The sequence below is a fragment of the Pseudomonas sp. ANT_J28 genome (assembly GCF_008370005.1).
Lineage (GTDB): Bacteria > Pseudomonadota > Gammaproteobacteria > Pseudomonadales > Pseudomonadaceae > Aquipseudomonas > Aquipseudomonas frigoris.
The window spans coordinates 32316-47062 of the sequence record NZ_VOBM01000040.1; the positions used below are offsets into that span (position 1 = coordinate 32316).

Annotated in this window: 11 protein-coding genes and 2 pseudogenes; 8 read left to right on the top strand and 5 right to left on the bottom strand. The window is 58.2% G+C overall.

The window, feature by feature from the left end; translation table 11 throughout:
* The first annotated feature begins 70 nt into the window (after positions 1 to 70).
* From FQ187_RS23670 to FQ187_RS23690, 5 genes are all read left to right on the top strand, one after another.
* On the top strand, positions 71 to 730 hold the full coding sequence (locus FQ187_RS23670; protein WP_149631325.1) for a response regulator transcription factor: 660 nt from the start codon (positions 71 to 73) through the stop codon (positions 728 to 730).
* Positions 727 to 2070: a sensor histidine kinase KdpD gene (locus FQ187_RS23675; protein ID WP_149631326.1), complete on the top strand. Its 1344-nt coding sequence runs from the start codon at positions 727 to 729 to the stop codon at positions 2068 to 2070. Before FQ187_RS23670 ends, FQ187_RS23675 begins: the two co-directional genes overlap by 4 nt.
* A 607-nt stretch (positions 2071 to 2677) precedes the next feature.
* The gene (locus FQ187_RS23680) at positions 2678 to 3325 is read left to right on the top strand and encodes a hypothetical protein (RefSeq protein ID WP_149631327.1); all 648 of its coding nucleotides are present in this window, start codon (positions 2678 to 2680) and stop codon (positions 3323 to 3325) included.
* Positions 3326 to 3517: 192 nt separating this feature from the next.
* A complete protein-coding gene (locus FQ187_RS23685; RefSeq protein ID WP_149631328.1) occupies positions 3518 to 4210 on the top strand; it encodes a phosphoribosyltransferase in 693 nt (230 codons plus the stop codon).
* 87 nt (positions 4211 to 4297) lie between these two features.
* A complete protein-coding gene (locus FQ187_RS23690) occupies positions 4298 to 5329 on the top strand; it encodes an NAD-dependent epimerase/dehydratase family protein (protein WP_149631329.1) in 1032 nt (343 codons plus the stop codon).
* On the opposite strand, the gene FQ187_RS23695 is transcribed toward FQ187_RS23690, so the two are convergent.
* Together FQ187_RS23695 and FQ187_RS23700 are read right to left on the bottom strand one after the other, a co-directional pair.
* On the bottom strand, positions 5256 to 5663 hold the full coding sequence (locus tag FQ187_RS23695; protein ID WP_149631330.1) for a MerR family transcriptional regulator: 408 nt from the start codon (positions 5661 to 5663) through the stop codon (positions 5256 to 5258). The two genes, FQ187_RS23690 and FQ187_RS23695, sit on opposite strands and share 74 nt — an antisense overlap.
* Positions 5664 to 5750: 87 nt before the next feature.
* Positions 5751 to 6506 carry an SDR family oxidoreductase gene (locus FQ187_RS23700; protein ID WP_149631331.1) on the bottom strand — a complete coding sequence of 252 codons (756 nt, stop codon included), beginning with the start codon at positions 6504 to 6506 and terminating at the stop codon, positions 5751 to 5753.
* A gap of 204 nt (positions 6507 to 6710) precedes the next feature.
* Here FQ187_RS23700 and FQ187_RS23705 point away from each other — a divergent pair, with 204 nt between their 5' ends.
* Entirely contained in the window at positions 6711 to 7280 is a 570-nt protein-coding gene (locus FQ187_RS23705; protein WP_149631332.1) for a YceI family protein, read from the top strand.
* On the opposite strand, the pseudogene FQ187_RS23710 reads toward FQ187_RS23705, so the two are convergent.
* Positions 7278 to 8752: pseudogene (locus tag FQ187_RS23710) on the bottom strand (multicopper oxidase domain-containing protein); the annotation flags it as partial. The gene FQ187_RS23705 and the pseudogene FQ187_RS23710 sit on opposite strands and share 3 nt — an antisense overlap.
* Positions 8753 to 10038: 1286 nt before the next feature.
* Between FQ187_RS23710 and FQ187_RS23715 the strand changes: the two are divergent.
* On the top strand, positions 10039 to 10374 hold the full coding sequence (locus FQ187_RS23715; RefSeq protein ID WP_149631333.1) for a cytochrome c: 336 nt from the start codon (positions 10039 to 10041) through the stop codon (positions 10372 to 10374).
* A 75-nt stretch (positions 10375 to 10449) separates the two neighbouring features.
* Positions 10450 to 11590: pseudogene (locus FQ187_RS23720) on the top strand (transposase); the annotation flags it as partial.
* A 349-nt stretch (positions 11591 to 11939) separates the two neighbouring features.
* On the opposite strand, the gene FQ187_RS23725 reads toward FQ187_RS23720, so the two are convergent.
* Both FQ187_RS23725 and FQ187_RS23730 read right to left on the bottom strand, forming a co-directional pair.
* Complete coding sequence (locus tag FQ187_RS23725; protein ID WP_149631334.1) at positions 11940 to 13301, bottom strand: outer membrane beta-barrel protein; 1362 nt, start codon at positions 13299 to 13301, stop codon at positions 11940 to 11942.
* A 57-nt stretch (positions 13302 to 13358) separates the two neighbouring features.
* The gene (locus tag FQ187_RS23730) at positions 13359 to 14693 is read right to left on the bottom strand and encodes an MFS transporter (protein ID WP_149631335.1); all 1335 of its coding nucleotides are present in this window, start codon (positions 14691 to 14693) and stop codon (positions 13359 to 13361) included.
* Positions 14694 to 14747 lie beyond the last annotated feature (54 nt).

The following is a 14747-nucleotide window of genomic DNA, read 5'->3' on the forward strand; positions in this document are numbered from 1 at the left end:
CTGAATCTTCAGATTCACGTCAGGTAAGGCGATTAAGGTGCTGCACGACAACCAACACAGGAGGTGCCAGATGCGGGTTTTATTGGTCGAGGACGCACCAGGCTTGGGGGAAGCGGTGCGCGAACAGATCGCCGATGACGGCCATGCAGTCGATTGGGTGCAGCGCCTGGACCATGCGCGCAACAGCGTGCGCACCACGCCTTACGACCTGATCCTGCTGGACCTGATGCTCCCGGACGGTCGCGGGCTGGATTTTTTGCGTCAGCAACGCTCGGCAGGGGACGTGACACCGGTGATTATCCTGACCGCCCAGGATCAGATTTCCGAACGCATCGCTGGCCTCAACGCTGGCGCCGACGACTACTTGGTCAAACCGTTCGACCTGTTTGAGCTCTCGGCCCGTGTGACTGCGGTGGCCCGGCGCTATAGCGGCAACCCCAATCCGCAGATCAAACTCGGTGATTTGCAGGTCGACATGAGTGCCCGTACGGTGCAGCGGGCCGGTGCGACGGTGGACCTCACGGCGCGAGAGTGGGCGCTGTTCGAGGCGTTTGTGCAACGCCCCAGCGCGCTGCTGTCCAAGTCGCAGCTTGAAGAACGGCTGTATGCCTTCGGCGCCGAAATCGAGAGCAATACCATCGAGGTCTATATCAGCCGTCTGCGTAAAAAACTCGGGCGCGACCTGATTGAAACCGTGCGAGGCATGGGCTATCGGTTGATGTCCGCATGAAGCCGTCATCAAGCCTGCAAAAACGTCTCGGCCTGGGGCTGACGTTGGGCACGACCTTACTGTGGCTGGCGGCGACCGTCGGCGCCTGGCTGGTGGTGCAACATGAATTGAACGAGGCGTTCGACAGCGCGCTGGAAGAGACCGCGCAGCGCATCCTGCCCCTGGCCGTGCTGGAAATCAGCAACCGGGAAAGTCCCCGTGAGGCACAACATGTCGCCACCCTGAAAATGCACAAGGAATACCTGACGTATCTGGTACGCGATGCCAAGGGCGAGATCCTGATGCAGTCCCACGACGCCAACCCGAAGATCTTCAACAAACAACCGGCCGAAGGCTTTTCAACCACTGAAAAATACCGTCTGTACGGCGCCAGTGCGCTGCGTGAGACGGTGTTCATCGAAATCGCCGAACCTCTGGAGCATCGCCGTGAAGCCGCCCGAGAAGCTTTGCTTGCCTTGTTATTGCCGTTATTGGCGCTGATTCCCATCAGCCTGTTTGGCACCTGGATGTTTGTGCGCATCAGCCTGCGCAGTGTATTGGCCTATCGTCGTGCCGTGGAGGCTCGCGGCGTGGGTGATCTGTCGCCGATCAACGTGGCGCGATTGCCAGCGGAAATCGCTCCACTGGCCGAGGCGGTCAATCATCTGCTGGAGCGCTTGCGCAAGGCCTTGGAGACCGAGCGCAGCTTTACTGCCAACAGCGCCCATGAACTGCGCACGCCACTGGCCGCGACGCTGGCGCAGATCCAGCGTTTGCGTCACGAAGCGCCCGAAGGCCCGTTGCGGTTACGCGCGGCTAAAATCGAAAACTCGTTACGCGAACTGACGCGGCTCTCGGAAAAACTCATGCAGCTGGCCAAGGCCGAGGGGGGTGGGCTGTTGTCCGAAACGCCCCAGGACCTTATTCCTTTGCTGGCCCATGTGGTCGATGAGTGGAACCACAACAGTGGGCAGCGGATCGAGTTGCACCTGCCAACCCAGACGAGTGTGTACTCGACGATTGATCCGGACGCCTTCGCAATCCTGTTGCGCAACCTGATCGAGAATGCGCTCAAGTATGGCGCCGCGGATCAACCGGTCGAAGTCAGCCTCACCGACCAGGCGCTGCTGCGGGTGGTCAATGGTGGCCCGGCGGTGCCCGAGCCGGTGTTGCAGCGCCTTACCGAGCGCTTTGTGCGGGGTAACAGTGAAACCAGCGGTTCAGGGTTGGGGTTGGCGATTGCCAAAACCATTGTGCAGGGAGTCAACGCGAGAATACGGCTGGTATCGCCAGCGACAGGTCGAGCAGAAGGATTCGAAGTCTGCGTCTGGTTTCCGCTCGCGTCGACTGTCGAAGGCTGAGGGTGGTACCAGATACTGACGTTATCAACGTCAACTTGCTGTCTGGACTATTAATGACGGTATTGTGTTTTTCAACGCGAAAAGTATGACTATTGTAGTTGGTGTGTCAGTCCTAAATGAGAGCGGGTCGCTATTGCGTTTGTTGTGAGTTTGGTAGTAACTAACGGATCCAATAAGCACTGTTTTAAGCTTATGTAATTTAACAGGCCAGTTACCATGGGGGGTTCGGGGAAGTGCACGAGTTACTGTGGCGCGAATGTCTTTCACAATAACCACCGTTTGTCGGTAGTGTGCTCAAAAAATGAACATTCCAGTATCCATGGCCTCTGATCCTGCAGCACGTCACCCAAGACCTGCTCCTGCAGCCGCAGAAAAGAAGTGGAAAATCAACCTCATGTGCATTGAATGCTAATGAGGATTTTTTTACCTGAAATTCAGGAGGCAATAAATAAGCCGGTCATTGATTTGCCAGGCGAATCAATGGGCTAAGCAGTGCCAGGTCTAAGAGTTGGCATATCTTATAAAAGTAAGATCGCGCAGGGTTTCGAAGAGTTGAATGCCCTGTTAAATACCGATCTGTACTATCGAATAAGGTGGAGAAAGTACCGTGGCGATAAATACAATTATGAGCCTGCTCGAAAATAAAGAATGTATGGAGTTTTTGCGGTTGGGCGTTATTTACGTTCATTTAGTGTCGTGTTGTGTGGCCATTGGTTTGGTATTGACCAGTGATGTTGCGATGGTCAGAGACTTGTTAAAACGAAAAACATCCACTGAACATGATAATGCTCACATGGAAAGTCTTCAGAAGTCTGTCATCTTTGCATTGATAGCGTTGTGGGTGACCGGCATCGCCGTTATCGGTATTGATTACCTGGAAAAAGGTATGAATTACTTTATGAATCCAAAGCTTCACGCCAAGGTGATTATTGTCGTGTTGCTGAGTTACAACGGCCTCTTGTTGCATCGCCTGGTATTGCCCGCGCTACAAAAGGCAGGCTCGTTGCTCAATCTTGGTTTCAGCGCACGGATGCTGGCGCTGTTCTGCGGCTCGCTGTCGGCCGTGTCCTGGATGTATGCGGCCATGCTGGGGGTCGGGCGCCCGTTGGCCTGGAAATACTCCCTTTCCGAACTGTTGATGGCGTATCCGGTACTGATTGCACTGGGTTTCCTGACGATGCTGGTTTTGACTCAGCGTGTGAAATTACAGGACTCCGTCGTTATTTCTCCACGGACAGTAGCGAGCGCATGCTAGGCCTTGTCTAGTCCTGAAATAGGTTTACACCTGTTTTACCCTAACGCCCGATGCACCGCATCGGGCGTTTTGTATTTTAAGGACAGGCGCGTGCGTCGTGGCTGAGCTTGATGTCAGCCACCGTCAGACCGACAATCCTGAGTGACCGTGTGATGCGAACCGACAGGCGTGATCGCCTGAGGAGGTTTTCAAATGAGTCCCTCATCGCCAACCCTCTTGCAGGACCGGGCAGCAGCCGGTCGACGTCTGGTGGAGCCGTTACTCAAATACGCGCATCGACCCGATGTCATCATTCTCGCGTTGCCCCGTGGCGGTGTGCCGGTCGCTTATGAAGTGGCCGCAGCACTGGACGTGCGTCTGGACCTGATGCTGGTCCGCAAGCTGGGCATCCCATCTCATCAGGAGTTCGCGATGGGCGCCATCGCCAGCGGCGGCATACAAATCCTCAATGAACATGCGCTGCGGGTTCACCCGATTGCCCCGGCCACGTTCGATGACGTCGTCGCACGGGAAACCCGGGAGCTGCTCCGTCGCGAGCAGGTGTACCGGGGAACGCGCGCGCCTGTGCAACTCAAGGATCAGGTGGTGATCCTGATCGACGACGGTCTGGCGACAGGCGCCTCGATGATGGCGGCGATCCACGCGGTGCGTGGGCACGCGCCGTCTCGCATCGTCGTCGCCGTGCCGGTGGCGCCGATTGAGACGGCGGAGACGCTGCGCAGCGAAGTGGATGAGCTGATATGCCCGCTCATTCCCGACGGGATGATGTCGATCAGTCGTTGGTACATGGACTTTACCCAGACCTCGGATGCAGAGGTCATCAAGCTGTTGCAGCGGGCGTGGCTGCGAGAGTCCAGCGCCGGGCAGCAGCGTTCAAGCCATTAATGTTGATGCTTGACTCTGTCCCAAGGGACAGAGCCTAAGGTCGTCCTCGCCAAAACAGATGTTTGTTCAAGCGAGGGGGACAGTTGTATGAGTCAGTTATGTCTGGTCACAGGCGCCAATGGGCATTTGGGCAATACCTTGGTCAGAGCCTTGCTCGATCAGGGTTACCGCGTCCGCGCCGGGGTTCGTGATGTGAACGATTCGGCAGCGTTCGAAGGGCTGGACTGCGAGAGGGTGTATGCCGAACTGTTCGACGAAGCAGCCATGCTTGAGGCGTTGAAAGGGGTCGATCTGTTGTTTCAGGTCGCGGCGGTGTTCAAACATTGGGCGAGGCATCCACACGCCGAGATTATCGAACCGAATGTGGAAGGAACACGTCGCGTATTGCAGGCGGCGGCGAAGGCCGGGGTCAAGCGCGTGGTGTATGTCAGTTCCGTTGCGGCCGTCGGTCAAAACGGGCAGGCGCTTAATGAAGAGCACTGGAATGACGAGGGCGAGAATGCCTATTACGCGTCCAAGATCCTGTCGGAGCAAATGGCCTGGCGTACGGCGCAGGCGCTGAACCTTTGGATGGTCTCGGTGTTGCCCTCGGCGATGATCGGCCCCAACGCGGCCAAGCTGACTGACACCATGAGGTTTGTCGATTCGGTCAGACGGCGACAAATGCCTCTGGACCCAGGCTTTCATTTCAATTTTGTCGACGTGCGAGATGTCGCCCTGGGGATGATCCTTGCGGTAGAAAAAGGCCGGTCAGGTCAGCGCTACATTCTGGCGAATGAGCGGTCCTCTTCACTTGCCGAGATCATTGATGCCGCGAACGTGGTTTCACCGGGCTATCGCCCACCACCGCCGGCACCCAAATGGCTGTTGGTCGCGGTGGCGTGGATGCAGGAGCGTTGGGCCGGGCTGACCGGTCGGCCAGCTCAACTGTTGCTCAGTGAGGTCAGGATGTTCCACGGCGTCAAGCAGGAATACGCCATCACCAAGGCCAGGACCGAATTGGGCTTCCGTCCACGAGCGCCGCAAGTTGCCCTGCAATCGGCGTTCATCTATCTAGGCCAGCGCTCGACGCATCGCTATGAGGCGTTATCACTGCGCCCGGTTCAAAGAGTGAATTGATCTCGCTTTTGAGTTCGCTGAGATGACCAGCCAAGGCTAGCAAGTCGGTTATTTTTTCGGAAATTTGCTGGCGCTTGAGGTCGATCGCCTCGTTGGCCAGTTCCAAGGGAAAGGCTTGCAATGTGTTCTTCGCCGCGATGAGAGGCACCATCTCGGCGAGCTTGAAACCGGCGACCTGTGCCCGGCGGATCAGGCGCACAAGCGTGAGGTGATGTGAGGTGTAGACGCGATATCGACCCTGGCGATCCGGTTCCGGGATCAACCCCATCTGTTCGTAAAGTCGAATGGCTTTCGGGGTGCAGCCGGTGAGCCCGGCGAGTCGTCCAATGAACATCAGCAATCCTTCTCGCCACGCGAGTCGCTATCGAAAATCCGCAAGCCATCCTATCGCAGCCCGCTGGTCATCATCGCCACTGGCCACTCAAGCGGGGTGCGCGATCTCTAGCCAATCTTCAAATCGGGTCGCTCCGACAATGGGGCTATCGCCTGGTGTGAGAGACTTGTCATTTATCGGGGCGCCGAAGTAAGGAACCGTGTCGTCCGGAACAGCCTCGCGCGGGTCCTTGGTGTGTTTCAGGTACTCGCTAACGAACTCGACAATGGGTCGGCGATCCGGCCCGGCCACTTCCACGGTTTGATTGATCGGCGCTTTTTGAGCGATAGCCGTCAGTGCGGCTACGACATCGACCGAGGCTACCGGTTGCAGGGCGGCGGACGTTAAATGGATGGTGTTGCCGTCCTCGCGACCCGAGTAAGCAATGGCACCAATGAACTCGAAGAACTGCGTGGCCCGCAGGATGGTGTAGGGAACGCCCGACGCCTTGATGAGTTTTTCCTGGGCCATTTTGGCCCGGAAATAACCACTGTCGAGCATCCGTTCGGTGCCCACGACTGACAGGGCGACATGGTGTCGGGTGCCGGCAACCTTCTCGGCAGCGAACAGGTTATGCCCGGCGGTCTCAAAAAAATGCAGCGCCGCGTGATCCTCGAATGAGGGTGAGTTGGCCACGTCGACCACCACGTCGGCGCCCTTGAGCGCGTCCGCCAGGCCTTCGCCGGTGATGACGTTGATGCCGGTACTCGGTGACGCCGCTATGACTTCATGCCCCTGATTCTGGAGGTTCTTGCAGACATTGCTGCCAATCAGCCCGGTTCCTCCGATGATGACGAATTTCATGGCCAGTCTCCCGATGCGGTGAGTCGGACAGTCATTAAACACCCGGACGTTGGCCGTATCGGGCGGCTACTCACGTTCGCCGACAGGTGGTCGGAAGTCTGAGCAGCGGGTGGAATAAACGGCGTTTCTTTGCTTTAGTCCACCTGTCGCTGGCTAACCTGTGCGGCGCCTCTGCTCATGACGGGAGCCCAACCGGAGAATCCCATGAAACACCGATTCCCGACCTGCTCAGTGCTGGTGGCCGCCCTTGCATTCGGCGCGCTGCCTTGCGTCCAGGCGGTCGAATACACTCAGGTCAATGAAACCGCCAGCACGATCTCCTTCACGTATAAACAGTTCTCCTCGCGGGTATACGGCACGTTCGGCAAGTTTGACGCCACGCTTGATTTCGACACGACGAACCCGTCAGCCGCCCACGCCGCGCTCACCATCCAGCTCGACAGCATCGATGCCGGAAGCAGCGACGCCAACAGCGAACTGAAAAAACCAGCCTGGTTCGACACGGCAACGTATCCAGTGGCGACGTTTGCATCGACCGGCGTGAAGGTCCTGGGTAACAACCGTTACTCGATTACCGGCAAACTCACACTCAGGGGGATCACGCGTGTCGTGGAGGTACCGGTGCTCCTGAAGGCCGAAAACGCCATCGGGATTTTCGATGGCCGGCTAACGCTTAAACGCAGCGACTTCAAAATCGGTGAAGGCGAATGGGCCGACACTGCTGTCTCCGACGACATCAACATCAGGTTCCGGATGGTTGCGCCGCAGCAGTAACCGATCTCCCTTTAGTGCGACGCTATCGGCACCATTACCGCCTGCCCGAAGGCCGAGCGAACGGTGACGGTCGGGCTCGGTGTCGTTGGCCAGCACGTTGATGGTCAGCGACAGGCCGTTGTTGCTGGTGGCGCTGTCAGGGTTGGCCACGGGTTTCTTGTTTTTGCCTTCGTGATCGCCATCTTCATCGTCGGTGCGGAAAGTCGGCAGCGCCACGGAGTTCACGTAGGTGACACCGTCCCAGCCTGGCAGTGGTGTTGGCATCAATTGGAACTGGCTCGGATGTTCGACATCCCAACGCAACAGCATCGAAGAGTCCTCATGCTGGGTGTTGTGGCAGTGCTCCATGTAGGTACCGGCGAACTCGCGGAAGTGGAGCGCCACGTCGACATCCTCTGAACTGTCGATGCCTTCGCCGATGCGAAAGACGTCCTTGCGCGCCCATTTTTCCCATTCCGGCGGCGCCTTGCCGTCGCGGCTGAGGATGACTCCTTCTTCGAAATGCACGTGCACCGGGTGGTTCCAGCCATTGCCGCCGTTGACTATTTTCCAGACTTCGAGCGTGCCGTCTCCGGAGAACCCGGCATCGGTCGGACCGTTGGCCAATTGCGGCGCGGCACTGATCCGGCGAGGGTCCATGTTGTAGCCAATACCGCCGTCAGTCTTGATCGTCCAGGGGGCTTCATCGGTGCCGTCGGAGCGACCGAAAATGAACTCGCGATGCCGCGCCACTTTGAGTTTGGCCTGGTCGCTCGGGTTGTCGCGGTCGATGGGCAGCGGGATCATTTTTTTGCCAGCGGGTTTGCCCGGTTTGGCTGGCTCATAGGCCACCGGGTCCAGACTCTGATCCTGGCCGGCGTAGGGCTGCACAAGCAGTTGCGGAAACTTGCCGACCACGGGGTCGCCCTTGTCCCATTGCGGCCCTTTGCTGGTTTGCTTGATCACGGCTTTGTATTTTTCGGACAGCACGTCCGCCAAGGCCAGTTCATTCTTCTCCGGACCCTTGCCCGTGCGGTGTTCCATCAGGTTGACTAAGTAGATTTTGTCGCCGGTTTTGATGCCGTTTTTCGCAAAGTTGATGATGATGTCGAAGCGCTCGACAACGCCTAGCGTCGGCAGGATTGCATTGTGGTCTTGCCGGTCGCCATCGCCATCCAGGTCCATGCTACCGTCGAAGGGCACGGCGTGTTCCATGAGGTTGCCGTCGTTGGCAATCAGGTGGAATGGCACTCGGTTGTAGGACACCGCCAGTTGACCAGGATCTGATCCCCGAGAAAGCAGTCAGTGTTGAACGGGAAATCGAGCATGTGGTCGTGGAACCAGTGGGTGCTCATGGTTTCGCGCCAGTCGCCACGGATCTTGCTGCTGCCGTTTTCGCAGGCCGTCAGGCCGGGACTGGCATCGTTGACGTACAGCGTCTCGCCCGGTGAGCAGGGGAACGCTGCGCGCGGATCCTGCGCCGTGCTGTTGATGGTGTCGTAACCGGCCAATTGCAGCGGCCAACGATAGTCGTAGTACTGCCCCGGAAAGAAGAACGCGTTGGTATAGCCGTCACTTTCGGCGGGGGAGTGGCCGTTGTGTTCGTGGGTGCTGATGGTGTGCAGGCCGAAACCGGCGTTGGCCGCAGGGTCGATCGGCAGGGCGTTGTAGTGACGCATCAGCAACGGTTGGCCGTTGCGGACCATCAGCAATTTTGGCGGCAAAGTGCCGTCGAAGGTCCACTGCGAGTTGTGATTCTGCACTGGCATTCGGGAATGGAAACGCACGTCGATGCCCCGGGTGGTGCCCGCGGTTTCAGGGATGTCCGAGGTTTGGTAGTAGAGCCCGCCGGGGGCGAATTCGCCGTTGGCGTAGTTGTGCAGTTGCTTTCTGTCCCGCAAGCTCTGGTTGGTCCGTGCGCCCATTTGCACGGTCTTGAACTGAACCTGAGGATAAAACTCGTTCCAGCGCTGATGCGACCAGCCTTTTCCCGGCGGCCGACCTTCGGCGGGCGAGCCCACCGGGTGGCGATTGAGGAAGGCTTCGATCTGCGCCTTCCACGGGTTGCGGTCCAGCACATTGGAAAACTGCGAGGGGAACGGAAACAACCCCGGCTGGCGCATGAACGCTTCAATCGCGGCACTCGAGGGGCCGCTGCGGACGACGTTGTTCGGGTCCTGCTGGGGCGCCGGGCCGGTGGTGGGCACCGGGAATTGCACTCTACTTGGCTACCCGTTTACATTCGATCTGACCACCGATTGCATTGGGTTTGACCAGCAAGCTTTGTAACCACGGTCTGCAGAGAACGGCCAGAAGCAGTCAATCGCTAAAACTCCAGCGACCCAAATGGGCCGCTTTTTCTGCAGATCTGCACGACTGGATAGCTAAGCGGCGCGAACACGCGCCGAATACCTAAAATCCTTTAATCGCCTCACACCATGAACAAGTCACGGAGAGCCCTTTGGAGCAGCGCAAACACATTTGCGGCACAGACGAGATCAGAGTTCACGTTAAGGACGGTAGCGAGCTTAAGTACTGGGCACAAAAAATTTGTGGTTTCCAAGAATGAGATAAGATCAGCCGTCAAGGAGGCTGGCGAGTCGCTTACCGCAGTCCAGCGGCAGATCAAACTAATCCAGCACGCATGAGAAAGCAGTCCGGCCCAGCGTCGGGATTCGCTACCTGAAGTCCTCTCGCCCATCGTCATTCGCCTCCTGCTACGCTCTCACTTAGCGCCCCTAAGCAGCTCACGTCATCGTTGGGTCGCCAGGAGCCTAAAATGAAATGCGCATTTCTGACGTTCATAGCCCTACTCACCTGCTCATCGGCAATGGCATCACCGCCAGATGGAGAAACACTTTTTCAAGATAACTGCATTGTTTGTCACGGGCCTCGAGGCACGGGAGGATCGGCACCTAAGCTGGCCGGAGATGCCAGTGAGTGGAAATCAAAAGTATTTGAGCGAGCCGTGCTGAATGGTATCGACGACCATGGGAAGCCTCTGAAGGCGCCAATGCCGCATTGGGCTAGCGCTAGCTTCAAATCTGACAACGGTGTAAAGCCAAGCAAACTTGAAATTGATGCAATTCAAAAATACCTGCATCAGCAAAAGTAGTGTGTTTGCTTCGACAGAATGCTTTCGTTTCGGCGACATGCTTTTCACGCAGCGCTCACAGAGTGGAGCGCAGGGTTGTGCGAAGAGGCCCATTTGAACCAGGCGTATCGCTGGTTCTGCCGGTTGAGCCTTGAGGATGAAGTCCCCAACCACTCGACGTTTTCCAACAATCGACACGGCCGTTTTCGGGACAGTGATCTGTTTCGCTGGTTGTTCAATGAAGTGCTGCGTCGCTGCATGGACGCAGGCCTGGTTAAAGGCGAAGGATTTGCCGTGGACGCCAGCATCATCAAAGCGGATGCGAGTCGGCAGCGCGGCGTACCGGGAGATGAACAGGTCAACTGGAGCGATCCGGCCCTGAGCACCCGCGCCGTGCGTGAGTACCTTGAAGGCCTCGATGAAGAGGCTTTGGCCGAAACGCTACCGAAGCGCCTGTCGCTGACGGATCCTCTAGCCCGCTGGACGGCCGCTCCGGGTGGCCCTGCCTTTTTTGCCTACTCCACAAATTACCTGATCGACACTGAGCACGGCGTGATCATGGACGTGGAACCCACACCGGCTCATCGAACCGCAGAAGTCGAGAGCACCAAGACGATGATCGAACGGGTCGAAGCGCAGTTCGACATCAAGCCGGAGCGCCTCATTGGCGATACCGCTTATGGAACCGCACCGATGCTGGCCTGGATGGTGGAGGAAAAAGACATCGAGCCGCATGTACCGGTGTGGGACAAAACCGAGCGCAAGAACGACAGTTTTTCGAGCAACGATTTCCACTGGAATGAAGAGGCTGAGGAATACCGCTGCCCGGCCGGCAACCCATTGCGCAGCGAATGGCGAGCCTTCAAGAATGAGCGTTCACACGTCACCAAAGCCAACACCATCATCTTCCGAATCCCGGCAGACCGACTGCGCTACGTGTCCGATGAAAGCCAAGTGCTGCCCGAACACTGCGCTCCGCAAGATCGCTCGCAGCGTCCTTGAAGCCGCTCGCGATGTGGCTCGGCGCATTGCAGCAACGCCGGCATATCAGCGCTCTCGCCACGAACGTAAAAAGGTCGAAATGTTGTTTGCCCACCTCAAGCGCATCCTGAAATTGGATCGCCTGCGGCTACGTGGTATGAGTGGCGCGACGGATGAATTCACGCTGGCCGCTGCGGTGCAGAACCTGCGACGGCTGGCCAAATTTTCATCTCAAGGGCCACCAGTCACGGGATAGGTGCGCCTGCACCAAGCAAAAAACCTCAAATTAACCCAATAACAGAGCAGCAAAGGTCACCGAAGGGCCGAAAAACCACTCAATGTGGTGAGTAGGTTCTCCGGTGGTGGTCGTGCCTGAGTTCAGGCCATTTGAAAATCCGACTTTTTCAACAGAATCGGCCAATTGCTACCCTTCACGAAATACGGGCCGGGTCACGTTGTACGTGCGATTGAAGTTGAAGATCCCATTTCTCCAGCTGGATGCAACGAAGCCAGCAGACATCCCGCTTGCGGTCGACGGTGAATCCACCGTCGACGTCGATTAGGGTTTCTGCTGATAAGCTACTCAGCGCGCCGTGATGGCAAACTCAGAAATACACCAACGCCTCCACAGTCCCGGTCAGTTGGCTCCGTGCATCGCCCTGGCCGAAAGGACGCGCGTCGTCGCGGCCATTGAACCAGTCATAGCGCAGTTCCGGGCGCAGTGACAGGTACTTGTTGAAGTCGTAGCGCAGCCCCGTTGTCAGTGCATTGAAGGCGCCGCGAGCGATGGAAGAGGGGAAGAGAGCGTAGCCGTCCGGGTCGTCGAAATGCTCAGCTCGTACGGAAAACGACAAGTCCTTGCGTTGTTGATACGTCAGCACGACGTTGGCCCCCCACCAGTGTGCACCGTCGAAACCGGGACCGGTGACGATGTCCACAGTTGATGCTTTGCCGTCACCCGATTGACGGCCGTAGACCATTTCACCGCCCATCGACCAGTGTTCATTGAACTTGTGCCAACCATTGAGCGAGTGCTGCTGCTTGAACTGGCCGTCAGGGGAGATCAGGCGACCACGAGGCGTCTGGATGTCGTTGCGACTGTCGTTTTGTGAATCGCCGACGAGAAACTCATAGTCGATCCAGGTATTCATATCGGGCGTGCGCCAGCGCAGTGCACCAAGCACGGCCTTGCTGTCGTTGTTGTCGCGCAGGTTACCTTGACCCTGGATCACGCCCAACTCCGCACCGAGCAACATGCTGGAGTTGTTGATCAGGCGTTTCCCCAGCAGGAAGCCGGAGACGGCGCCGGACTCGGTCATGAAGGCGTAGGAACGGCTGGCAAACGGGTTGCGTGCCGCGCGGATGTTCGGCGGGATTTCGTAGCCCAGCGCCGGGCCAAAAATGCCGGCAATTGCGGTAAACCCGCCGGCATACGGCAGGTAAGCAGTGGCGGCGATGTTAGGTACGGCGAGGAAGTTCTGTTTGTCGCGTCGGGCCTTGTTTGGATCGTCGTCACCAGGAGAGTTGATGCCCCAGTGCATATCCCAACCGTAGGTGCGGGCTTGCTGCGCATTGCGGCCATAGACGGTTTCGAAGGTGAAACCGAACGATGCTTCAGTGGGCGCTGGGCCGGGCAACGGTGTGACGCGGGGAATGAAATTGGCCTTCAGCGCTTTGTCGGCAAACAGGTGAAGGCTGGCGAGCTCGAAGCCTTCATCGCCGAAACCGGCGACGGGCGTGTTGGTCTGCCCCGACTCGCGATCATCATGGGACGAATTGTTGTTGTGTGAATAACCGGCGTCCAGCAGGCCGGACACCTTGATGCCGTAATCGCGCTCCAGCGAGTCACCAAAAATGCTGCGAAACACGGTGCCTTCGCCGACGTCGGCCGGTTGGCCAGCCAGGCAGTGACCCGTGGCGAGGGCGAACAGAACCGCACCGAACGATTTGACGTTGATGTTCTTCATGGGGCTTCTCTTGTTTTTATCGGGATGCGGCCATCCGCTGGCCGCGGTGCGGAACGCTTAGTTGGTGACCGGCAAAGCCGTCGTCCGATTCAGGCGCCAGAAGCCGATGATGCCGATGGCGGTGATGCTGGCGGGAATCGCGGCAGCCACCAGCAAGTCACTGGTCGACCATTGCAGAGACAGCAGTAGCGCGCCGATAAAAGGGCCGCAGATGCCTCCCAGGCGACCGAGCCCCAGGGTCCAGCCCGTGCCGGTGGCGCGCAGTGCCGTCGGGTAAAAGGTGGCAGTCATGGCGTTCAGGGCCGCTTGGCCGCCGAGGATGCCGAAACCGGCGACGGCAATGCTCAGGTAGGCCAGATTGATCGAGGTGTAGAAGTGGCTGAACAGGACGATCGCCACGGCCGAGACTATGAACGTGGGCACCAGCACGGCGCCGAAGCCGCGCCGGTCGACAAACCAGCCCAGCAGCCAGCCACCCGCCAGGCCACCCAGCCACATTGAAGTGCCGGCCAATACCGCTTGCGACGGTGAATGGCCCGCGCCACTCATCAGCACCGGCGTCCATGAGGCGAGGAAGTACACGCAAAGCATGTTCATGAAGTTGATCAGCCACAGCAGCAAGGTGCCGAACAGCTTGCCATCGGCAAACAGGTGAGCGAGCGCCATACCTTTCTTGCCTGGTTCACCGATCACCAGAACGGTCTGCTCGCTGATCTGCAGACCGGGCTCGATGCGGGCAAGTATGGCCCGCACGCGGTCGAGTTGGCGTCCGCGCAGAACACACCACTGCAGTGATTCGGGGAGTACGAAAAACATCAGCAGGCTCAGGCACAACGGGGCGATGGCGCCCAGGTAAAACACCGCCTGCCAGCCATATGTGGGAATCAGTGCGGCAGCAATAGCGCCGCCGACCAGCCCGCCGACGACCATGCCGGACGAGACCAGCGTCAACAGCATTACGCGGTTGTGGCGCGGTGCGTATTCCGTCACCAGTGTGGCGACGTTGGGCACGATGGCACCCATGGCGATGCCAGTAAAAAAGCGCAGCGCGAGCAGGCCGTCAACCGTGGTGGCCTTTGCGGTGAAGTACATCAGGATAGCCATGACCAGGGAAGCGGTCACCAGCACCGGCCGGCGACCGACGCGGTCAGCCACCGAGCCCAAGGCAAGTGAGCCGATCAACATGCCGAACATGCTGATGCTGAATACTGGGCCGAGGTTGGCTTTCGCGATCCCCCATTCGGCGATGAGGCTGGGAGCGGCGTAGGCCATGGCCTGGATGTCGAACCCATCGACGACCATGCACAGGAAGCATTGGACGAGCACGAGCATCTGAAAGGCGCCCAAGCGACTCCTTTCGACAATCACGCTGATGTCGAGTTGATTGTTCACGAGCGAATACCTCTGTTGTAGTTATTTTCGGTATGAGTTGGATGCAGGATTGAA